Source organism: Azospirillum agricola (assembly GCF_020005195.1).
Taxonomy (GTDB): domain Bacteria; phylum Pseudomonadota; class Alphaproteobacteria; order Azospirillales; family Azospirillaceae; genus Azospirillum; species Azospirillum agricola.
Genome location: NZ_JAIFZR010000004.1, coordinates 726,465 through 746,840 on the forward strand (window position 1 = coordinate 726,465; position 20,376 = coordinate 746,840).

Here is a 20,376-nt window from a genome sequence, read left to right on the forward strand (position 1 = left end):
GCGTCCTTTTCAGCGTTTGCCCTGGTCAGCGTTTGCCCCGGTCGGCGTTTGCCCCGGTCGGCGTTTGCCCTGGTCAGCCCTTGCCTTGGGAGACGTGCCGGGCGGCGACCAGCACGTCCGGCCCCGGCACCGGCGCGTAGAGCGCCTCGACCTGCGCGGCGCGGCGCGTCAGCACGGCCCGCTGGTTGAGCGACCCCTTGTCGGTGATCTCCCCGGCGTCGAGCGAGGGCCGCTCCTCCAGCAGGATGGCGCGGCCGATGCGGTTGGAGCTGCCTGTGCCGGTCAGCGCGAAATCGTCGAGCAGCGCCTGGAAGCGCGCGCGCACCTCCGGACGGCGGAGAACCTCGGCGTCGGGCAGGTCGCGGGCGAAGTCCGCGCAATGGTCGCGGCAGGCCGGAACGTCCGGCACGATCAGCATCGCCACGTCGTCGCGGTCGTGCCCGGCGATGACCACGTCGCTGACCAGCGGGGCGAAATGGCGCAGCACGCCGGCCCGCATCGTGCTGACGCTGACCCAGGTCCCGGTCGCCAGCTTGAAATCCTCGGAGATGCGCCCGTCGAAGACGAAGCCCAGTTCGGGCCGCGCGTCGTCGAAGAAGCGCAGGGCGTCGCCCATCCGGTAGAAGCCCTCCTCGTCGAACGCCTTGGCGGTCATCGCGTCCTGGCGCCAGTAGCCGGGCGTGACGTTCGGCCCGCGCAGGCGCAGTTCCAGCTTTTCGCCCGACGGCACCAGCTTCACCTCGACGCCGGGGGCCGGAACGCCGACGATTCCCGGCTGGTCGACCGCGCGGTTGCCGATCAGGGCGGCGGGCGCCGTCTCGGTGGAGCCCAGGCTGGTCACGAACACGATCCGCTCGCCGCAGGACTCCACCGCCAGCTCCTCCAGGCTCTCCCAGATGTAGGGCGACAGCCCGGCCCCGGCGTAGAACAGCGCCTTCAGGCGGCTGAAGAAGCGGCGGCGCAGCTCCGGTTCGGCGCGCAGATGGGGGACCAGCGCCTCGTATCCCTTGGGCACGTTGAAGTACATCGTCGGGGCGACGTCGCGCAGGTTGGCGACGGTCGGCAGGACGCCGTCGGCCACCGGCCGGCCCTCGTCGATGCAGAAGGTGCCGCCGTTGTAGAGCGCCATGTTGAAATTGTGGTTGCCGCCGAAGGTGTGGTTCCAGGGCAGCCAGTCGACCAGCACCGGCGGCTCCTCGGCGAGGAAGGTGAAGACCTGACGCAGCATCTGCTGGTTGCTGCACTGCATGCGCTGGGTGTTGATCACGCCCTTGGGCAGCCCGGTCGAGCCCGAGGTGAACAGCAGCTTCGCCACGGTGTCGGGACCGACCCTGGCGTGGGCTTCGTCCACCTCCGGGGTGGCGGCCCTGGCGGTCAGCGCCGCGAAGGGCGTCGCCGGCAAGGTGGAGGATGTCGGGCTGGAGGATATCGGGCTGGAGGATGGCGCGTCGCCGACCACCACCTCGACCCCGGCGGGCACGGCGGCGCGCAGCGCGCGCTCGAACCGCTCCCCCTCGGCGGCGAAGACCAGCCCCGGCGTCACCAGGCCGAGGACGTGGCGCAGCTTGCCGAAATCGGTGCTGACCAGCGAATAGGCGGTCGAGACCGGGGCGTAGGGAACGCCGACATACTGCGCCGCCAGCCCGAGCAGCGCGTGCTCGATGCCGTTCCCCGATAAAATCGCGATGCCGCGCTCGGCCGACAGGTTGCGGTCGAGCAGCGCCTGGGCGATGCGCCGCACCCGGTCCAGGGTTCCGGCGTAGGTCAGTTCGCGCCAGCCGCCGTCGGGCCGGCGCTGGGCCAGGAACACCCGGTCGGGGGCGTCGCGCGCCCAGCGTTCCAGGCAGAGGGTCAGCTTGTCGGGATGGGGCTCCAGCGGAGCGTCGCCGCGCACCAGCAGGGTGCCGTCGTCGCGGCGGTCCACGATCACGCCCGGCTGGCCGAGACGGATCGCGCGCATCGGTTTGGTCATGGGTGTTCCTCCCCGGAACATGGCTCCAGAATACGGCCGGGCTTTGGTCGCGGTCTTGTCGCCGCTCCCGGCATCGCTGCGGTGGTGGTGGTGGGAAGGCCGGGCGGGCGGTCGTTCGCCGTCCCCGGCCTTCCCGGCGGTTCAGAACCGGCGGTTCAGAATTCGGTGACCTTCTTCGCCCGCTTGTCCAGGAAGGCGCGCAGGCGGTCCTTGGCGTCGTCGCTGCCCTGGGCGATGGCGGCCATCAGGGATTCCATCATGAAGCCCTGGCGCGGGTCGGCCTCGGCGATGCGGGGCAGCGCGTGGATGACGGCGAAGTTGGTGATGGGGGCGTTGGCGGCGATGCGGGCGGCGAGGTCGAGCGCCTTGGCCAGCCCCTCGCCGGGTCCGACCAGATACTGCGACAGCCCCAGCGCGTAGCCGCTCTCGGCGTCGTGCACCCGGCCGGTCAGCATCATGTCGGCCATGCGGGCGACCCCGATCAGGCGCGGCACCCGCACCGAGGCACCGCCGCCGACGAAGATGCCGCGCTGCCCCTCCGGCAGGGCGTAGTAGGCGCCGCGCTCGGCGACGCGGATGTGGGTGGCGCAGGCCAGCTCCAGCCCGCCGCCGACCACCGCCCCCTTGAGGACCGAGACCACCGGCACGCGGCCGAACTCGATCCGCTCGAAGGCGCGGTGCCACATCATGGAATGCGCCACGCCGTCCACGGTGGAGCGCTCGGCGATGTCCGACAGGTCGAGCCCGGCGGAGAAGTTGTCGCCCTCCGCCGCGACGACCGCCGCCTTGACCGCCGCCGGCAGGGACAGGAAGAAGGCCTCGATCCCGAGGATGGTGTCGTCGTTGAGCGCGTTGCGCTTTTCCGGCCGCGCCAGCGTCAGCACGGCGACCTCGCCCCGCTGTTCCGCCCGCAGGGAGGAGGGCAACGCCCCTTCCAGGATTCGTTCGCCCACATGTTCGCCCAAGCCCATCGGACTGCCTTTCTGTTACTTTGCATTATTGTTATGAATTATAACTATTGCGCGCGCCGCCGTCAAGCGGACCGCCCTCCGCCGCCGTCAGGCGGCGCGGTCGGAAAAGCCGAGATAGCTCTCGATGACGCGGGGATCCTTGGCCAGGGTCTCCGCCGGGCCTTGCAGCGTCACCGCCCCGGTCTCCATCACATAGCCGTAGTCGGCGATGCGCAGGGCGGCCCGGGCGTTCTGCTCGACCAGCAGGATGCCGACCCCGGTGCGGCGCAGGTCGGAGACGAGGCGCAGGATCTCCTTCACGATGCGCGGCGCGAGGCCAAGGCTCGGCTCATCCAGCATCAGCAGCTTCGGGCGGGCCATCAGGGCGCGGCCCATCGCCAGCATCTGCCGCTCGCCGCCCGACATCGTGCCGGACATCTGGCGCCGCCGCTCCTTCAGGCGGGGGAACAGCGCGTAGACCTCCTCCAGCGCGTCGGCGACGCGCTCGCCGCGCGGGCGGGTGTAGGCGCCGAGCCGCAGATTGTCCTCCACCGACAAGGTGGTGAACAGCTCGCGCTTCTCGGCCACCAGCGCGATGCCGCCGGCGACCCGCCGCTCGATGGACAGGCCGCCGACCGGCCGCCCCTGGAAGCGGATCTCGCCGCGCGCCGGCAGGATGCCCATGGCGGCGTTCAACAGGGTGGTCTTGCCCGCCCCGTTGGCGCCGACCACGGTGACGATCCGGCCGGCGCCGATCTCCAGCGACACCCGCCGCACGGCTTCGATCTTGCCGTAGGCGACGGACAGGTCGCGCAAGGCGAACAGCGGCTCGCTCATTCGATCCCCCCGAGATAGGCGTCCAGCACCGCCGGGTCGTTGCGGATGTCCGCCGGCACGCCCTCGGCGATCCTGGCGCCGAACTCCATGACGACGAGCCGGTCGACCAGCCCCATGACGAAATCCATGTCGTGCTCGACCAGCAGGATGGTGGTGCCCTCCTCGCGCAGGCGGCGCAGCAGGGCGGCCAGCGCCTGCTTCTCCGCGTGGCGCAGGCCGGCGGCCGGCTCGTCGAGCAGCAGCAGCAGCGGGTCGAGGCAGAGCGCCCGCGCGATCTCGACGATCCGGCTCTGGCCCAGCGCCAGCGTGCCGGCCGGGCGGTGCAGGCTGTCGCCCAGGCCGCAGCGCTCGAGCTGGAGCGCCGCCTCGCGGCGCAGCCGGGCCTCCTCGGCGCGGTCGAGGCGCAGCACCGCCCGCAGCACCCCGGCGCGGCCGCGCAGATGGGCGCCCAGCATCACGTTGTCGAGCACGCTCATCTCGGGCAGCAGCTTGACGTGCTGGAAGCTGCGGGCGACGCCGCGCCTTGCGACGGCGCGCGCGGGCAGCCCGCCGATGCCGCTCCCCAGCAGGCGGACGCGGCCGCCCGAGGGCCGCAGCACGCCGGTGATCAGGTTGAAGGTCGTGCTCTTGCCGGCCCCGTTGGGACCGATCAGCCCGACGATCTCCCCGGCCGCGACCGAGAAGCCGACGTTGCGCACCGCCGCCAGCCCGCCGAAGCTCTTCTGGAGGTCGTCGATCTCCAGCAGCGGACCGCCGCGCTCCGGGACGCTCCGGCGCGGCAGGGGCTCGGCGGCGGGATCGACCACCGGCGCGGCGGGGGCCGGCAGGAGGCGCGCCGCCAGCGGCCACAGCCCGCCGCGGGCGTGTTGCAGCAGCAGGACGAGCAGCCCGCCGAAGACGATGGATTCATAGTTGCCCGAACCGCCGAACAGCCAGGGCAGGACGACCTGCAACTGGTCCTTCAGCAGCAGCACCAGACCGGCCCCCAGCACCGCCCCCCCGATGTGGGAGACGCCGCCGACCACCGCCATGAACAGATACTCGATGCCGGCGTTCAGCCCGAAGGGCGTCGGATTCACCGCGCGCTGGACATGGGCGAACAGCCAGCCGGACACCGCCGCCAGCAGCGCCGCGTAGACGAAGGCGACCAGCTTGGCCCGCGCGGTGTCGACGCCGGAGGCCTCGGCCGCCAGGACGCCGCCGCGCAGCGCCCGGATGGTGCGCCCGACCCGCGAATCGAGCAGGCGGACGGTCGCCAGCGCGGCCAGCGCGACGATGCCCCAGATCACGTAATAGACCGAGCGGCCGTCGTAGAGGGCGTGGCCGGCGACGCTCAGCGGCGGGATGCCGGAGATGCCGTCGTGGCGGCCCAGCGCGTCGAGGTTGCCGAACAGGTAGAACAGGCTGATCCCCCAGGCCATGGTGCCGAGCGGCAGGTAATGGCCGGACAGCCGCACCGTCAGCAGCCCGAGCAGCAGCGCCGCCGCCCCGGTCAGCAGCAGCGCCGCGACCAGCGTCAGCCAGGGCGAGACGCCGTGGACGGTGGACAGCACCGCCGTCGTGTAGGCGCCGAAGCCGCAGAAGGCCGCCTGCCCGAAGGACGTCAGGCCGCCGACCCCGGTCAGCACCACCAGCCCCATCGCGACCAGCGCCGACAGCCCGACGGCGTTCAACAGGGTGATCCAGAATTCCGGCACCCCCGGCAGCAGCGGCAGCACGGCGCCGGCCACCAGGATCGCCAGCCCGGCGAGGCGGACCGGCCCGCCCGTCGTCGGGAGGCGGCTCATCGACAGCGCGCTCATTCCTCGTCCTCCGCCGGGCCGCTGCGCAGCGAGCGCCACAGCAGGACCGGGATGATGATCGTGAAGACGACGACCTCCTTGAAGCTGCTGGCCCAGAAGGAGGCGAAGGCCTCGACCAGCCCGACCAGGACGGCGGCGGCGGCGGCCAGCGGAAAGCTGACCAGCCCGCCGATGATCGCGGCGACGAAGCCCTTCAGTCCGGTCAGGAAGCCGGTGTCGTAGAAGACCGTCGTCACCGGCGCGATCAGCACGCCCGACAGCGCGCCGATGAAGGCGGCCAGCACGAAGGCGATGCGCCCGGCCGCCGCCGTCGGAATGCCGACCAGCCGCGCGCCCAGCCGGTTGACCGCCGTCGCCCGCAGCGCCTTGCCGGTCAGCGTGTGGCCGAAGAAGGCCCACAGCGCCAGGATCAGGCCGCCCGTCACGCCGAGGACCCACAGGCTCTGGCCGGTGATCGTCGCCGGCCCGGCCTCGATCACGGCGGTGCTGAAGGGCGCGGTGCGGAAGCCCTCGGCCCCGAAGAAGACCAGCCCCAGCCCGACCAGCGCCAGATGGACGCCGACCGCCGCGATCAGCAGCACGAGGACCGGGGCCTCGGCCAGCGGACGGAAGACCAGCCGGTATAGGAAGGGGCCGAGCGAGGCGACCATCGCCAGCGTCAGCGGCACCTCGGCCAGCGGCCCGAGATGCCGGGGCGCCGCCCACCAGGCCGCCGCCAGGACGGCGGCGGGAAAGCCGACGTCGGCCGCCAGCGCCGCGAGGACGCGGCGCGGCGACCGTCGGTCCGGCAAGCGGATCAGGTCGTCGAGGAAGGCCGCCGCCCCCAGCAGCAGGGCGAGCCACGCGGTCTGCGGCAGCACGCCCCGCTCGAAGGCCGCCAGGGTCAGCGCGCCGTAGGCGACGAATTCGCCCTGGGGGATGAAGATCACGCGGGTGATGGTGAAGACCAGCACGAGCGACAGGGCGAGCAGCGCGTAGATCGCGCCGTTCGTCACGCCGTCCTGGGCCAGGAACAGGGCGATGGTCGGGTCCAAGGAATGACCTCCGGGACGTCGGATGCGGGGGGCCTCGGCCTTACTTCAGGAGCTTCCATTGGCCCTTTTCGATGGTCAGCAGCACGTGGCCGCGCTCGTCGAGGCCGAAATGGTCGTCCTTGGTGAAGTTGAAGACGCCCTGGGAGGCGGGGATGTCCCGCTCGCTCTCCAGCGCGTCGCGCAGGGCCGACCGGAACTCCCTGGTGCCCGGCCTGGCCGTCTTCAACGCGGCGGGCACGACGCGGTTCAGCACCTGGACGGCGTCCCAGCCATGGGCGCCGAACTGGGTGCGGCTGTTGGCGCCGAATTTCGCCTCGTACCGGGTGACGTAATCCAGCGCCACGGCGCGCACCGGGCTGGATTCCGGAAGCTGCTCGGCCACCATGACCGGGCCGGAGGCGAGGATGGCGCCCTCCATCGCCGCGCCGCCGATGCGGATCAGGTCGTGGGTGACGGCGCCGTGGGTCTGGTAGATGACGCCCTTGAAGCCGCGTTCGCGCAGCGCCAGCTGCGGCAGCGCCGCCGCCGTGCCGGACGCGCCGACCAGCACCACGTCGGGCCGCGCCGCCATCACCTTCAGCACCTGCCCGGCGACCGAGGTGTCGGCGCGGGCGTAGCGCTCCTCCGCCACCAGCCTGAAGCCGCCGTCGTCGGCCAGCGCCTTCAGGTCGCGCAGCCAGAAATCGCCCCAGGCGTCGGAAAAGCCGATGAAGCCCACCGTCTTCACGCCGGCGGCCTTCATGTGCGCGACGACGGCGCGGGCCATCAGCGTCACGTTCTGCGGCAGGCGGAAGGTCCAGTTGTCCTTGCCGGCCGGCAGGTCGATCGGCGACAGCGCGAGCTGCGGCACCTCGCTTTCGCGCGCCACCCCGGCCACCGCGATGGCGGCGCCGGTCATCACCGAACCGAGGATGACGTCCACCTTCTCCTCGGTGACGAGGCGGCGGGCCTGGGTCGTCGCCGTCGTCGGGTCGGACGCGTCGTCCACCACGACCAGCCTGACCTTTTCCCCGCCGATCTCCTCGGGGAAGAGGGTCGCCGTGTTCTTCACCGGGATGCCGAGCGCCGCCGTCGAGCCGGTGGCCGGCACGATCAGGCCGATGGTGATGTCGGCCGCCGCCGCGCCGGGCAGCAGCGCCACGACGGCGGCGGCCAGCAGAGCGCGGCGCAGGCGCGGGCGGGCGCCGTCGCGGCGGGCGGGCGGGTGGAGATCGGACATGCGTTTCCTCCGGTTCTGGCGATTGCTTTTTGGAACGGCTTCCCGGCGCCGGCCTTGCTGGTCCGCAGGCGCCGGGATGAACGCGACGGAAGTCGCTCGATGCCATGATTGTGATTTCATATAACAGTTATAATTGTGACGGTAAAGCCCCCAGGCGGCGTCGCTCCCGGGTTTTGCGGACGGAGGCTGCGTGGGGAACGCCGACGCGATCCGGCAGGAACTGGCGCGGGAGAAGGGGATCGCGGTCAGACAAGCCGAGCCGGATCGGAGCAGAGATGCGAATAAGACCGATTCGCGAACAGATTGATTGATTTTTATGGGAGATCATCCCGCTCAAATATATTTAACTTCTCTTATGAGTGGTTTTTCAGGCGAGAATCGTCGAATTCCGATCAAAGAAACAACTTAAGGATGCCGCTCCCCCGCCTCCATGGTGCGGGATGCATTCTGCATTGTGGAAACTCCGCTCTCTCTCTAACGATAGGCTTCGAGAGAATCGTTCATGCTGCGAGGGCGTCAGATGAGAGTCGGGGTCGACGGAAGAGGCATCTTCAGTATCGGTGCGGTGGCGGTCACCGCCGCCTTGTCGGGCGGCGCGCTGGCGCAGGAGGCGGCCGGCGACGCCGGACAGACGTTCAGGCTCGAGCCGGTCGTCATCACCGGCGAGAAGGTGACGCGCAGCATCCAGGACACCGCCTCCTCCGTGTCCGCCTTCACCGCCGGCGACATCGACAACAAGGTGGGGGCGGCGTCGGTGCCCGACCTGATCGGCGACGTCCCCAACGTCGTCTACACCGGCACCGTCAGCGCGCCGATCATCCGCGGCCAGGACTCCCAGGGTCCGAACTTCGGCTCCACCGCCTTCTTCGGCGGCACCATCCCGCGCGCCACGATCAACCTCGACGGCCATTACCTGAACTTCTACGAATACGTCTATGGCGGCACCGGGATCTGGGACGTCGAGAGCGTCGAGGTCTTCCGCGGGCCGCAGACGACCGCGCAGGGCGCCAACGCCATCGCCGGCGCCATCATCGTCAACACCAAGGATCCGACCTTCACGCCCGAGGGTTCCTATCAGGCGGAACTTGGCAGCCACAACCGCAAGCGCGGATCGCTGGCGCTGTCCGGCCCGATCGTCGGCAGCGAACTGGCCGGGCGCGTGGCGGTCGATTATTGGGGGCGCGACACCTTCATCGATTACGTCAGCCGCAACTTCGCCAGGGGCGGCACCAACCTGGATTTCCGGTCCCTCAACGGCCGGGCCAAGCTGCTGTGGAAGCCGGAGGCGATCGCCGGCCTGACGGCGAAGCTGACCTACGCGCACACCGCCAACAACCGCCCGACCTGGGAGGCGGCGTCGGCTCCCTATGACCGGCTGGACAACGCCACCACCTCGATGCCGAGCTGGAAGCAGCGCGGCGACACCGGCGTCGTCGATCTCGGCTACGAGTTCGGCAACGGGCTGGCGCTGCACAACCAGACCCAATATTCCAACATGCATGTCGACCGCGTGGCGGCACCGGCGAACAACGGCTCGGCAGCGATCGACCAGCAAAACTATTCCAACGAGACCCGCCTGACCTTCGGGGACGCGAAATCGACCGTCAGCGGTGTCGTCGGGCTCTACGCGGCCCGCACCACCTCGGACGACACGCTCCACATCCGCGGCGTCTCCGACTTCGACGACCGCCGGGAGAATCTCGGCGTCTTCACCGAACTGACCTACCGGCTGGACGAGCGCTGGTCGCTGACCGGCGGACTGCGCCACCAGCGCGACAGCCAGCGCCGCACCGGCCTTTCCAGCTATTCGCCGCGTCCGCTCGCCTATGACGAGAGCTTCCAGGCCTGGCTGCCCAAGCTGTCGCTGGCCTACAGCATCACCCCCGACGCCACCGTCGGCGCCATGGTCAGCAAGGGCTACAACCCCGGCGGCGTCAATCTCAGCTTCGCCAGCAGCCGCTACATCACCTTCGGGGCCGAGACCGTCTGGAACTACGAGCTGTTCGGCCGGGCACGGCTGCTCGACCGCCGGCTGACCCTCAACGGCAATGTGTTCTACAGCGACTTCAGGAATTCCCAGCGGCTGCTGCCCGACTATCTCAACGGCGTCCAGTACGGCAGCATCGCCGTCAACGCCGACAAGGCGGAATCCTACGGGCTGGAGGTCTCCGCCGACTATCTGGTCACCAGCGACCTCCGGGTCCGGGCGGGCGCCGGTCTGCTCCACACCGAGATCGGCCGCTTCGCCAACGCCTACGGCGCCATCCACAAGGGCCACGAATTCGGCGGCGCCCCCGGCTACATGCTGAGCCTCGCCGCCGATTGGGACGTGACGCCGACGGTCCGGCTGACCGGCGAGATCCGGCACACCGACGGCTACCACTCGACCGACGAGAACAAGCCGGCCTACGAGGTCGGCAACCTCACGGTCGCCAACCTGCGGGCCAGCTACGCCCCGCGCGACTATTTGCAGATCTACACCTACGTGAACAACCTCTTCGACCGGCGCGCCGTCACCTACCTGTCCGACGACCGTTCCGTCGGCGGGCTGGTCGCCAACATGATCGAGCCGCGCACCCTCGGCATCGGCATCAAGGGCAGCTTCTGACTTGCCGTGTTCCGGCGAACACGCCCAGGCGGAACGGCCGGGCGGGTTCGCCGGAACACGCACGCCTCCATTCCTCCGGAAGCGGGAACCGTCTCGAAACCCTGGAAACCAGGGCGCCGTTGGGCGATGATCCCGCCCCGTCCCCGCCAAGGGCACCGTTGGGACCGAACATCACGCCCATGACCGACCGCTCAGCCAAGACCGCGACCGCGCCCGGTGAGAAACGTGACGGAACCATCCAGTCGGTTTCGATCGCCGCCGAGTTCCTGCGCATCCTCGCCAACGCCGAGGAGGCGCTGCCGCTCGGCGCGCTCGCCCGGCGCAGCGGCACCGGCACCTCGACGGCGCACCGCTATCTGCAAAGCCTGGTCAAGGAAGGGCTGGCGGCCCAGGATTCCGCCACCGGGCTCTATGATCTCGGGCCGGCGGCGCTCAGCATCGGGATCGGCGCCCTGAAGCGGGTCGATGCCGTCGAGATCGCGGCGAGCCACATGAAGGAACTGGCCCGGGGACGCGCCGGCAGCGGCGGCGTGGCGATCTGGACCGACCGGGGGCCGACGCTGGTGCGCTGGTTCCGCAGCGCCTACTTCTCGATCAGCTCGCTGGCGCTGGGCGACATCCTGCCGCTGGACAACACCGCCTGCGGTCTGGTTTTCCAGGCGTTCCTGCCCGAAGCGACCGTCGAGCCGGCGCGGCGGCTCCAGCCGGAGCATTTCCGCGGCACGCCGCCGGACCGGGGGATGCTGGACGGCATCCGCCGGGCTTGCCGGGCCGAGCTGAGCAACCACCTGCTTCCCAACGTCACGGGGCGGGCGGCGCCGGTGTTCGACGCCCAGCAGCAGATCGTCTGCGTCGTCACCACCGTCTCCGACCTCGGCCAGACGGAGACGCCCGAGGACCGGGACGCCCTGTTCCTGCGCGCCCGGCAGATCAACCGGGCGACGGGCGGGCTGTCCTTTCCGGGGCTGTCCGAAGGATCGTGACGGGGACCGCCGGAACGGCGCGCCCCGTCGCTCGCACCCTCCTACTCCCGCCCTACTCCCGCCCTACTCCCGCAGATGGCCGGCGAAGGTCGTGGCCGTGTAGTCGCGGCGGAACAGCCCGGCCTCGGCCAGCCGCGGCACCAGCCCTTCCAGGGCCAGCCGCATCGACCCGACCGAGCCGCCGGGCACGGCGATGAAGCCGTCGATGGCCCCGGCCTCCACCCAGTCGCGCACCGCCGCGACGGCGTCGTCCACCGTGCCGATCACCTGCCAGTGGGCCGAGCCGATCACCTCCGGCCGTTGCAGCAGGTCGGCGAGGGCCGGCCCCTCGCGCTCGATCAGCCGCCGCAGCAACCCGGCGTGGGTGCGGCTGCGCGGGCGCTCGGGCGGCGGCGGCAGATCGGCGGCGGTGACCGGTCGGTCCTCCGGCCAGTCCGACAGGTCGAGGCCGGTCATCTCGCGGATGGAGGCGAGCTTGCGCGCCCGCTGTGTGCCGGCGTGGGTTTCGGCGAACAGCTCGCGGGCCTCGGCGCGGCTGCCGGCCAGATAGAGGCTGAGGCCCGGCAGCAGGCGGACGGCGTCGGCGGAGCGGCCGTGGCCCTCGGCCAGCCGGCGCAGGTCGCGGCGCAGGTCGACCGCCGCGTCGCGGTCGGGGGTCGAGGCGAAGACCGCGTCGGCGACCGAGGCGGCGAAGTCGCGCCCGACCGCCGACGCCCCGGCCTGCACCAGCGGGATCGGCGCCCCGCCGAAGGACGGCAGGTTGAGCGGCCCCTTGACGCTGAAATGCCGGCCCCGGTGATCGACCGGACGGATGCGGGCGGGGTCGGCGTAGCGGCCGCCCTCGCGGTCGAGCGCCAGCGCCTCCTCGGGGAAGCTTTCCCACAGATGGCGCACCAGTTCGGTGAACTCGGCCGCCCGCTCATAGCGCTCCTCGGGCGAGGGCATGGCGGGAAGCCCGAAATTCTCGTGGCCCTCCAGCGCGGTGACGATGTTCCAGCCGGCCCGGCCGTTGGTGATCCAGTGCAGCGACAGGATCTGCCGCGCCAGGACGTAGGGCGGGAAGAAGGTGGTGGAGACGGTGGACAGGAGGCCGATCCGCGAGGTTTCGCGGGCGAGCGCCGCCAGCAGGACCGTCGGGTCGAGGCTGGCGAAGCCGAAGCCGGACTCCAGGGCCGGCGTGTTGAGGAACAGGGTGTCGGGCCGGAACACGAAGTCGAGCTTCGCCGCCTCCGAACGCCGCGCGACATCCACGTAGAAGTCGGTGCCGAAGAGGCCCTCGACGCCGCTGTCGGGGCGCCGCCAGGCGTCGCCGCCGAGCCAGGTCGGGGCGAGCGACATGCCGATGTGAAGCGTCCTGGGCTGCGTTCCGTGATGGGTCATTCCTGATATCCCGGCCTGCGGTGATCGAGGGTGCGATTTTGCGAATGCGACTTAGACGCATGTTGCGCAAGGCCTTGTTTTTGACGATAGTCCGACCGCGATGCAAGGGGTGAGCGGGGGGTTCGAAGTCGTGCTCGACGTCAGTGAGGTCACCGCGAGCTATGGCCCGGCCCCCGTCCTGCGCGGTGTTTCCGCGCGTTTCCGGGCCGGACGCGTCACCGCGCTGGTCGGGCCGAACGGCTGCGGCAAATCGACCCTGCTGAAGGCGGTCATGGGCTTCCTGCCGGTGTCGGGCGGCGATATCCGGCTGGAGGGCGAAGCGATCCAGCGCATCGGCCGGCGCGCGCTCGCCCGGCGGATCGCCTACCTGCCGCAGGAAAACCATTGCCCGGACTACCTGACGCTCGGCGAACTGGTCGAGCTGTCGGGCTACGCCCGCTACGGGCTGGCCGGCGGCCCGTCGGAGCGCGACCGCCGGCTGTTCCGCGAGGCGCTCGACATCGTCGGTCTGGCCGACAAGGCCGCCCACCCGGTCAACGCGCTGTCGGGCGGCCAGCGCCAGCGCGCCTGGATCGCCATGGTGCTGGCCCAGGACACCGGGCTGATCCTGCTGGACGAGCCGGTCAACCATCTCGACATGAAGTACCAGTACGCGGTGCTCGATCTGGTCCGGTCGCTGTCGCGGGACCATGGGCGGACCATCGTCGTCGTGCTGCACGACCTCAACCTCGCCTCGGCCTTCGCCGACGACGTGGTGATGCTGAAGGACGGACGGGTCGCGGCGGCGGGGCCGGCGCAGGGCGCGATCACCGCCGACACCGTCGCCCGCGTCTTCGACCTGGAGGCCGACATCTTCGCCCATGGGGGCCGGCTGGTCTGCCTGCCCCGTCCGGCCCGGCAAGAGCAGCCGTCGGCATGACCCGGCGCCGTCTGTTCCTCGCCGTCGCGCCGCCGCTGCTGGCTCTGGCGCTGCTGGCCGAGCTGTGGATCGGCGCCGCCGCGATCCCGCTGTCCGAGGTGGCCGGCGCCCTGCTCACCCTCGACGCCGAGACCTACGAGCAATCGGTGGTGCTGCACCAGCGGCTGCCGCGCGCGCTGATCGCCGTCTATGTCGGTGCGGTCACGGCGGTGGGCGGCGCCGTGCTGCAAGGGCTGGTCCGCAACCCGCTCGCCTCGCCCTCCACGCTGGGGATCAACGCCGGGGCGGCGCTGTCCGTCGTCGCCGGCGCCCTGCTCTTCGACCTCGGCACCGCGGCCCAGGGCGTCGCCGCGCTGGCCGGCGGCGGCGCCGGCTTCGCCGCCTGCGTGCTGGTGGCGCGGCTGGCCGGCCGCGACCGCGACCCGCGCGGGCTGTCGCTGATCCTGGCCGGGGCGCTGGTGTCGATGCTGCTGGTCGGCATGACCAACGCGCTGCTGCTCTCCGACCCGGCGCGGCGGACCGAGTTTCTCGGCTGGGTCGCCGGCACCCTGACCCATGTCTACGCCGACCGCCTCGCCGCCTTCTGGTGGATCGGCGCGCTGTCCCTGCTGGTCCTCGCCCTGCTGGCGCGACCGCTGACGCTGGTGCTGCTGGGGGCGGAAAAGGCGGCCTCGGCCGGGGTGGAGGTGGGGCGGGTGTCGCGGCTCGCGCTGGCGGCGGCGCTGCTGGGCTGCGGCTCGGCGGTGGCGATCTGCGGGCCGGTCGGCTTCGTCGGGCTGGTGGTGCCGCATCTGGTGCGGCCGCTCGTCGGCTCCGGCCTGACGCTCGCCCTGCCCGCCTGCGCGCTGGCTGGCGCCATCGTCTGCCTGCTGGCCGATCTGGTCGCCCAGACCGCCTTCCACCCCTATGTGCTGCACACCGGGCTGGTGACGGATCTGCTGGGCGGGCTCGTCTTCCTGGTGATCGTCAAGCGCTTCTACCTGTCGCCGGGGAAAACGGCATGACGTTCGGCCCATGAAACTCGACCGCGCGACCGACGGACGGCGGATCCTGCGGCTGGCCGGCGGGCTGCCGATGCGGACCGGCAACCTGTGGGCCGGGGCGGGGCTGCTCGCCGCGGCGCTGCTGCTGGCCGCGCTGTCGGCTGGCCTCGGCCGCACCGACACCGGGCTCCTCGACCTGCTGGCCGGCGTGGCGGAAGGGGGCGAGCAGGCCTACGCGCTGTGGACGGTGCGGCTCCCGCGCATCCTGATGGGCTTCATGGCCGGCTGGAGCGTGGCGCTGGCCGGGGCGATGCTGCAATCGATCGCACGCAACCCGCTGGCCGACCCCGGCCTGTTCGGGCTGAGCCAGGGCTCCATGACCATGATCATGCTGCTGCTGGTCCTGCTGCCGGGAGCGCCCAAGCCGCTGGTGGCGCTGGCCGCCGTGGCGGGCGCGCTGGCCGTGGCCCTGGCGCTGATCGCCCTGGTCGGCGGCAGCCGGGCCGGCGGGCCGGCCATCCTGCTGATGGGGATCGCCATCGAAACGGTGCTGTCCTCGGTCGGTTCGGTCCTGCTGCTCCACACGCCGCCGGAAACCTCGATCGCGCTGGCCGACTGGATGGCCGGCTCGCTGTTCCAGGCGAGCTGGACGGGGATCGCCGCCTTCGCGCCGCTGATGCCGCTGAGCCTGCTCGGGATCGCGCTCGCCGGCCGGGCGCTCGCCGTCTACGACCTCGGCCACGAAACGGCGATGGCGTTGGGCGAGCCGGTCGGGCGCTCGCGCCCGCTGATCCTGCTCTTCGCCGTCGGCCTCAGCGCCTCGGCGGTCACGGCGGTCGGGCCGCTCACCTTCCTCGGCGTGCTGGCGCCGCATCTGGCCGGTTTCCTGTCGCCGGCGGTGGCGCGGGCCCGTCTGCTGCTGTCGGGGCTGATGGGCGGCATCCTGGTGGTGGCCGCCGACGCGTTGACGCGCGGGCTGGCCGGCGACCTGCCGCTGCCGATCGGCCTTGCCCTGACGCTGATCGGGGTCCCCCTCTTCATCCTCGCCCTCCGCCTCCAGGCCCTGCGCCGGAGGCGGGCCCCTTCTTAGAAGCGGGCTCCGTAGAAAAAGGCAACGCCATGCGTCTGAACCCCCTGTTCGCCACCGCCGCCGCGACCGTTCTCGTGCTGCTGGCCGCCACCGCCCCTGCCCTCGCCGACACCCGCAGCCTGACCGACGACGCCGGCCGCAGCGTCGCCGTTCCCGCCCGCCCGGCGCGGATCGTCGTGATGCACGAGCCGCTGCTCGGCCTGCCGCTGATGGATCTGGGGGTCGAGGTGGTCGGCAGCTACGGCCGCGGCGAGGATGGGAGGTTCGTCACCGCCATCGACTTCGTCGATCTCGTGCTCGGGGCCGGCCGGTCGAAACCCAGGGGCTTCGGCCCGGTCGGCCAGATCGATCTGGAGAGGCTGCGGGCGCTCAACCCCGACCTGATCGTCGGCACGGAACTCGACGTCGACAAGGCTCCGCAACTGGCGACCGTCGCCCCGGTCTATCTCCAGAAGGTCAGCACCGGGAAAATCCGTGGCTTCGGCGTCGAGAGGGAACTGGCGCGGGTCGTCGGGCGCGAGGATGCCTTCACCGTGCGCGAGACGGCCTATCGGGAGCGCGTGGCGGCGGTGCGGGGGGCACTGCCGTCCGATCCCGCCGGCAAGAGCTATCTGGCGATCTTCCTGACCGATCAGGTCAACGTGGTGGGCGACATGTCGGGCGCCGTGCAGGCGCTGGAGGATCTCGGCTACCGCCGCATGGCGGTGGATCAGAAGAGCGCCGGCGCCGCGCTGGGCTCGACGCTGATGGTGCCGCTCAGCCCCGAGCTGCTGGGCCGTGCCAACCCCGACCTGCTGGTGGTGATGAACAGCTACACCGGCGGCGGCCGCGACGAGGCGGGCACGCGGACCGCTCTCGACCGCATCGTTCCGGGCTGGAGCCGCTTCCTCAAGCCGGCGCGCGAGGGGCGGATCCTGTTCCTCGATTCCGCCGAGGTCACCACCCCCACCGTGGCCAGCGCCCTGCACACGCTCGACGCCGTCGAGCGCCAAGCGAAGCGCTGACTGAGGCAAGGCGGCATGACACGGACCTGAACCACGCCTAGCAAAGCCGCCAAACTGTTCGGGAAACGGGGACCATCCCACTATCGGATGGGCGGTCGGAGGACCCACTCATCTCCCTCTGGCAGGAATGGCGCGAGACCTTCGCCTCGTCACAGCGGCTGTGCTGCGAGGCCCAGCGCCTGGAACGGGACTTGGTGAAGAGGGCCGGTTTCCCTCGGGTCGAAATCCCGCTCGACGAGCTGGGGCGCCCCTCGGTTGTCGCCACGGACGCCCGCCAGATCGACCAAATTCTGGGAACGGCCCCGGCCACCCGTTCCCTGCGCCGGCGACTGAAGCGCGATCTTGCCGCCGCGCAGGCGCGGTGGGAGCCGAAGCGACGGCGGTCGGCCTCACCAGCGCCGTGCAGCGGGAGGCCGCCGCGGACCGGAGGGTGGACGAACTGTTCAAGACCGCGTCCCGCACGTCGGCGCAGTCGCTCCCCGGCGTCATCGCCAAGCTCGCCATCGCGACCGAATGGAGCGAGCTGGAGCCGGGCGCCGATGGCCATCCCTGGGATTTCATCCGCGGCGTTCTCGCCGACCTGACTGCATTGACCGTAAAGGAAGCCTAGGGTGGCTCGTGCCTCTTTCCATGCTTTGGGTGGGTAACGGCCAAGAGCATATCGCCAAGCTCTGCAAGCACAGGAATCATGTCCGAGCGCACAGGTCGGGATCATGTGACGGCGAACAAAGGAAGCCTCGTTGCCGCGCTGGTCGGATCGGCGGTTGTCGTCACCATGATCGCCCAAAGGCGCAGCCCGAATTGCGGCAACCACGATAACACACGGAACGCAAAGAACATTTTTTGCGTGCGATGCCACTGCGTCAAAATGCCCGCCCGCCACCATGCAGAAGCGAAATACATATTAACGGTTGGTGATGTTTAATGTTCGAAAATGGATATGGCAACTTGCAGCGAGGGAGGGCGGAAAGATCTTTATAGAAAAGAATAAATCGCAAGCAAAATTGTCGGCGATCTTGATTATTTCTGTTGCGATAGAAAGTTGACGTCATTTTTCGTTCTGTCCAGGGCGGGCGCTGTCCGTTTTGACGGAAACAAATGGATGAGCAGCTTGCCCATCCCGAGCGAAAGCCTGTGCCCTCTGGCGAGTGCGAAAGAGGAGCCTTGTGCATATGCGACGTCACTTTGAAGCAATCTCACCGATCCTCGAACAAATCCTATACGGAGGTTCCAGCGTATCGCTGAACCTGCTGTCCATTACCCAGAGCCTGCCGGAAGAGGCACATCTCTTCCGGACGCATGCTCTGAACCAAGTCATCCTGTTCAAGTACCCGAATTTCGACGAAAGCCAGGGCGACGGGCATGATTTCTTGAATTGTGACGCTGGAAACGCCCTCAGCAGGCGTCCGGTCGAAACCGGCATTTACATCCCCCATGACGACCATCAATGGGAGACCGGTGGGGTCGCCATCTATCTGAGATCCCGCAATAGTACCGTTCTATTGGAAGAGCACTTCGGCCCTGAAGCGGTGGAGCAGGAAAGTACCCACAATGATCTTAGCCTTCTATCCCTGATCGACAACATTCCATCTCTGGATGCCTTTCTGCTGAAAACCTACTTCGAAGCGAAGAAAATTCAACTCGATCAACGTTATTGGCAGATTGCCGCAGAGGAGGAGGCCCAGTTGCGCCGGCTGATCAGCCGGCGCGTGGAGCCAATCGTGCGCAAGGCCGTCAACAATGGTATCGGCAGCGAGGCGATCGTTGGTCGGTTTCTCGACGCCATCTGGAATCCCGACATGGAAGAGGCCGGGCATTTCGTATCGGCCTTCGGCATCGACCATTCGGAAGCCGACGCAATCTTCAGCGCCTGGAAGGGGATCACCTTCTATGAATACCAGCTCCGCCGCATCGCTCCGCGGGTCCGCGCCATCATCACATGGTTGAGATCCCGGGACTGCGTGCCGGCCGACTTGAAAATGCACCGTCCTTACGATGAGCAATTGCTGATGCACATCGACCGGGTGGGTCATATGCTCAACGCGACTCTGCTGGATATCCGCCACATTCTGGGCGAGTACGAGAAGGGCTTCAACGCGCTGATGGATGGGTCTCCGTCACTGTTCCGCGAGTTCCTGCGCACGATCCATGCGCATTACTGGCTTCTGGGCTATTGCGTGTCGGCGCTGATCAGCGTGGTGCATCTGGACAATCGTTGCATGAAGAACCTGCCGGCTCGCCACGTCGATTTCGAGACGTTGAGCCGCCTGCTGCGCCAATTCGATGTCGCTCTGGACCGGCGTCGGGAGCAGAAGTCAGCGTTCTGAGCGTTCAGCACCGGGACGACGCCGAGCGGTCGCCGACGACACGGCCTGAGGCAGGCGGTGCCCGACGGGGCCGTGCAGCCCAAGCCGGAACCCGGCGACGATGGAAGCGGCTGGCTGGGGAGGTGGCTGGCACCCGAGACGGGGATCCGGCTCATTCGTGAGAGGCGTGCCGATCTGCCGACCATCGTCACCACCGGGTACATCGGTCATATGCCCGAGAAGGAAGCAGGGCGGTTGGTGGTCCTGCACAAACCCTACAGGTTCGCGTCCCTCATCGGTCAAATGAAGGCTCTTCTGTCACACAATCAACCATGAGCGAGGCATGAACTTTCTCAAGCCATGCTCCTCCCGATGAAACCAAGGGCATCGTAAAATCCGTGGCGGCCGGGACGCCGGGGTGGCGGTATAAGGCCGAAATGACGACGCGCCCTGATCCTCGGTCCACCGGTTACCGCTTCCCTGGGAAGTAGTGTTCAGCCGCGCGGTGTCCCCGCACTTCTGCTTTCCGCTGAGCCTGTGCATGGTTGAGGAGATGCTGGACTTGCCCGGTATCACCGTGCGCCATGACACTGCGTGCCAAGGAGGCTGAAGTTCGGCCGGGAAATCGCCACCCACACCCGACAGAGCCGGTGGAGTGGTGCAGGATCCCGATGCCAATCGGCCCAGGAAACCGTTGATAAGCACTGGCAACTCTGAGCGCCCGAACGCCGATGTCTCACAATCGGAGCCGCCCCAGTCCATGCGGTGGTCTCGGAACAGGGGCCGCTCTGCCGACAAGATGTCGATCACCGACATCCGAATATCCAGAACCATCGAAGCGTGAGGAGGTCGGACACCCAAAAGCCGCTTGTCTCATCTCAATAATTCGACTATAATCGAATAATGGAAATAAAGAATGCCATCGACGCCTTCGCCGCGCTCGCCCAGGACACCCGCCTGGCCGTGTTCCGCCTGCTCATCCAGGCCGGACCGAACGGGCTGACCGCCGGCGACATCGCCCAGCGGGTCGGCGTGCCCGGCTCGACCCTGTCGCACCATCTGGCGACGCTGGAGCGCGCCGGGTTGCTGCGCTCCTGGCGGGTGCAGCGGCAAATCTTCTACGCCTGCGATTACGACGGCACCCGGCAGCTGATCACCTTCCTGATGGAGGATTGCTGCCAGGGGCGCCCCGAACTCTGCTCCACCGACCTCCTCCAGGCGGGAGCCTGCGGCCCGGCGGGCTGCGGTCCCGACGCCTGACCGAACCGATCCCGCCGCACCCCGCGGCC

At 69.5% G+C, this 20,376-nt stretch carries 16 protein-coding genes; 9 read left to right on the forward strand and 7 right to left on the reverse strand.

The features are described 5' to 3' along the window. Positions 1–73: 73 nt before the first annotated feature. From JN22_RS12135 to JN22_RS12160, 6 genes are all read right to left on the reverse strand, one after another. Positions 74–1,972, reverse strand: coding sequence for a feruloyl-CoA synthase (locus JN22_RS12135; protein ID WP_085554160.1), 1,899 nt, complete (start codon positions 1,970–1,972; stop codon positions 74–76). A gap of 155 nt (positions 1,973–2,127) precedes the next feature. Continuing rightward, positions 2,128–2,943, reverse strand: a complete 816-nt coding sequence (locus JN22_RS12140) for a crotonase/enoyl-CoA hydratase family protein (RefSeq protein ID WP_085554161.1) — start codon at positions 2,941–2,943, stop codon at positions 2,128–2,130. Between the two features lie 87 nt (positions 2,944–3,030). Next, the gene (locus JN22_RS12145) at positions 3,031–3,759 is read right to left on the reverse strand and encodes an ABC transporter ATP-binding protein (RefSeq protein WP_085554162.1); all 729 of its coding nucleotides are present in this window, start codon (positions 3,757–3,759) and stop codon (positions 3,031–3,033) included. Beyond that, on the reverse strand, positions 3,756–5,561 hold the full coding sequence (locus tag JN22_RS12150; RefSeq protein ID WP_085554163.1) for a branched-chain amino acid ABC transporter ATP-binding protein/permease: 1,806 nt from the start codon (positions 5,559–5,561) through the stop codon (positions 3,756–3,758). Before JN22_RS12150 ends, JN22_RS12145 begins: the two co-directional genes overlap by 4 nt. Beyond that, entirely contained in the window at positions 5,558–6,595 is a 1,038-nt protein-coding gene (locus JN22_RS12155) for a branched-chain amino acid ABC transporter permease (protein ID WP_085554164.1), read from the reverse strand. Before JN22_RS12155 ends, JN22_RS12150 begins: the two co-directional genes overlap by 4 nt. Positions 6,596–6,635: 40 nt before the next feature. Further along, positions 6,636–7,814, reverse strand: a complete 1,179-nt coding sequence (locus JN22_RS12160) for an ABC transporter substrate-binding protein (protein ID WP_085554165.1) — start codon at positions 7,812–7,814, stop codon at positions 6,636–6,638. A 565-nt stretch (positions 7,815–8,379) separates the two neighbouring features. Between JN22_RS12160 and JN22_RS12165 the strand changes: the two genes are divergently transcribed. After that, a complete protein-coding gene (locus JN22_RS12165) occupies positions 8,380–10,422 on the forward strand; it encodes a TonB-dependent receptor (RefSeq protein ID WP_223677688.1) in 2,043 nt (680 codons plus the stop codon). A gap of 179 nt (positions 10,423–10,601) precedes the next feature. Beyond that, positions 10,602–11,405, forward strand: a complete 804-nt coding sequence (locus tag JN22_RS12170; RefSeq protein ID WP_085554167.1) for an IclR family transcriptional regulator — start codon at positions 10,602–10,604, stop codon at positions 11,403–11,405. Between the two features lie 63 nt (positions 11,406–11,468). On the opposite strand, the gene JN22_RS12175 is transcribed toward JN22_RS12170, so the two are convergent. Further along, entirely contained in the window at positions 11,469–12,785 is a 1,317-nt protein-coding gene (locus JN22_RS12175) for an NtaA/DmoA family FMN-dependent monooxygenase (protein ID WP_085554168.1), read from the reverse strand. A gap of 130 nt (positions 12,786–12,915) precedes the next feature. Between JN22_RS12175 and JN22_RS12180 the strand changes: the two genes are divergently transcribed. From JN22_RS12180 to JN22_RS12210, 7 genes are all read left to right on the forward strand, one after another. Beyond that, positions 12,916–13,704, forward strand: coding sequence for an ABC transporter ATP-binding protein (locus tag JN22_RS12180; RefSeq protein WP_211099639.1), 789 nt, complete (start codon positions 12,916–12,918; stop codon positions 13,702–13,704). Beyond that, the gene (locus JN22_RS12185) at positions 13,701–14,708 is read left to right on the forward strand and encodes a FecCD family ABC transporter permease (RefSeq protein WP_085554170.1); all 1,008 of its coding nucleotides are present in this window, start codon (positions 13,701–13,703) and stop codon (positions 14,706–14,708) included. Before JN22_RS12180 ends, JN22_RS12185 begins: the two co-directional genes overlap by 4 nt. 10 nt (positions 14,709–14,718) lie before the next feature. Next, complete coding sequence (locus tag JN22_RS12190; RefSeq protein ID WP_085554171.1) at positions 14,719–15,777, forward strand: FecCD family ABC transporter permease; 1,059 nt, start codon at positions 14,719–14,721, stop codon at positions 15,775–15,777. A gap of 29 nt (positions 15,778–15,806) precedes the next feature. After that, positions 15,807–16,781, forward strand: coding sequence for an ABC transporter substrate-binding protein (locus JN22_RS12195; protein ID WP_085554172.1), 975 nt, complete (start codon positions 15,807–15,809; stop codon positions 16,779–16,781). A gap of 430 nt (positions 16,782–17,211) precedes the next feature. Next, a complete protein-coding gene (locus JN22_RS12200; protein WP_143268272.1) occupies positions 17,212–17,391 on the forward strand; it encodes a hypothetical protein in 180 nt (59 codons plus the stop codon). A 562-nt stretch (positions 17,392–17,953) separates the two neighbouring features. After that, positions 17,954–19,108, forward strand: a complete 1,155-nt coding sequence (locus JN22_RS12205) for a hypothetical protein (RefSeq protein ID WP_085554174.1) — start codon at positions 17,954–17,956, stop codon at positions 19,106–19,108. A gap of 882 nt (positions 19,109–19,990) precedes the next feature. Beyond that, positions 19,991–20,347 carry an ArsR/SmtB family transcription factor gene (locus JN22_RS12210; protein ID WP_085554176.1) on the forward strand — a complete coding sequence of 119 codons (357 nt, stop codon included), beginning with the start codon at positions 19,991–19,993 and terminating at the stop codon, positions 20,345–20,347. The last annotated feature ends 29 nt before the right edge of the window (positions 20,348–20,376 follow it).

Coding starts and splice junctions, on each gene's coding strand:
- JN22_RS12185 (WP_085554170.1), top strand. CDS start 13,701: ATGACCCGGCGCCGTCTGTTCCTCGCCGTCGCGCCGCCGCTGCTGGCT.
- JN22_RS12190 (WP_085554171.1), top strand. CDS start 14,719: ATGAAACTCGACCGCGCGACCGACGGACGGCGGATCCTGCGGCTGGCC.
- JN22_RS12205 (WP_085554174.1), top strand. CDS start 17,954: ATGCGACGTCACTTTGAAGCAATCTCACCGATCCTCGAACAAATCCTA.
- JN22_RS12150 (WP_085554163.1), bottom strand. CDS start 5,561: ATGAGCGCGCTGTCGATGAGCCGCCTCCCGACGACGGGCGGGCCGGTC.
- JN22_RS12175 (WP_085554168.1), bottom strand. CDS start 12,785: ATGACCCATCACGGAACGCAGCCCAGGACGCTTCACATCGGCATGTCG.
- JN22_RS12170 (WP_085554167.1), top strand. CDS start 10,602: ATGACCGACCGCTCAGCCAAGACCGCGACCGCGCCCGGTGAGAAACGT.
- JN22_RS12210 (WP_085554176.1), top strand. CDS start 19,991: ATGGAAATAAAGAATGCCATCGACGCCTTCGCCGCGCTCGCCCAGGAC.
- JN22_RS12160 (WP_085554165.1), bottom strand. CDS start 7,814: ATGTCCGATCTCCACCCGCCCGCCCGCCGCGACGGCGCCCGCCCGCGC.
- JN22_RS12135 (WP_085554160.1), bottom strand. CDS start 1,972: ATGACCAAACCGATGCGCGCGATCCGTCTCGGCCAGCCGGGCGTGATC.
- JN22_RS12145 (WP_085554162.1), bottom strand. CDS start 3,759: ATGAGCGAGCCGCTGTTCGCCTTGCGCGACCTGTCCGTCGCCTACGGC.
- JN22_RS12195 (WP_085554172.1), top strand. CDS start 15,807: ATGCGTCTGAACCCCCTGTTCGCCACCGCCGCCGCGACCGTTCTCGTG.
- JN22_RS12140 (WP_085554161.1), bottom strand. CDS start 2,943: ATGGGCTTGGGCGAACATGTGGGCGAACGAATCCTGGAAGGGGCGTTG.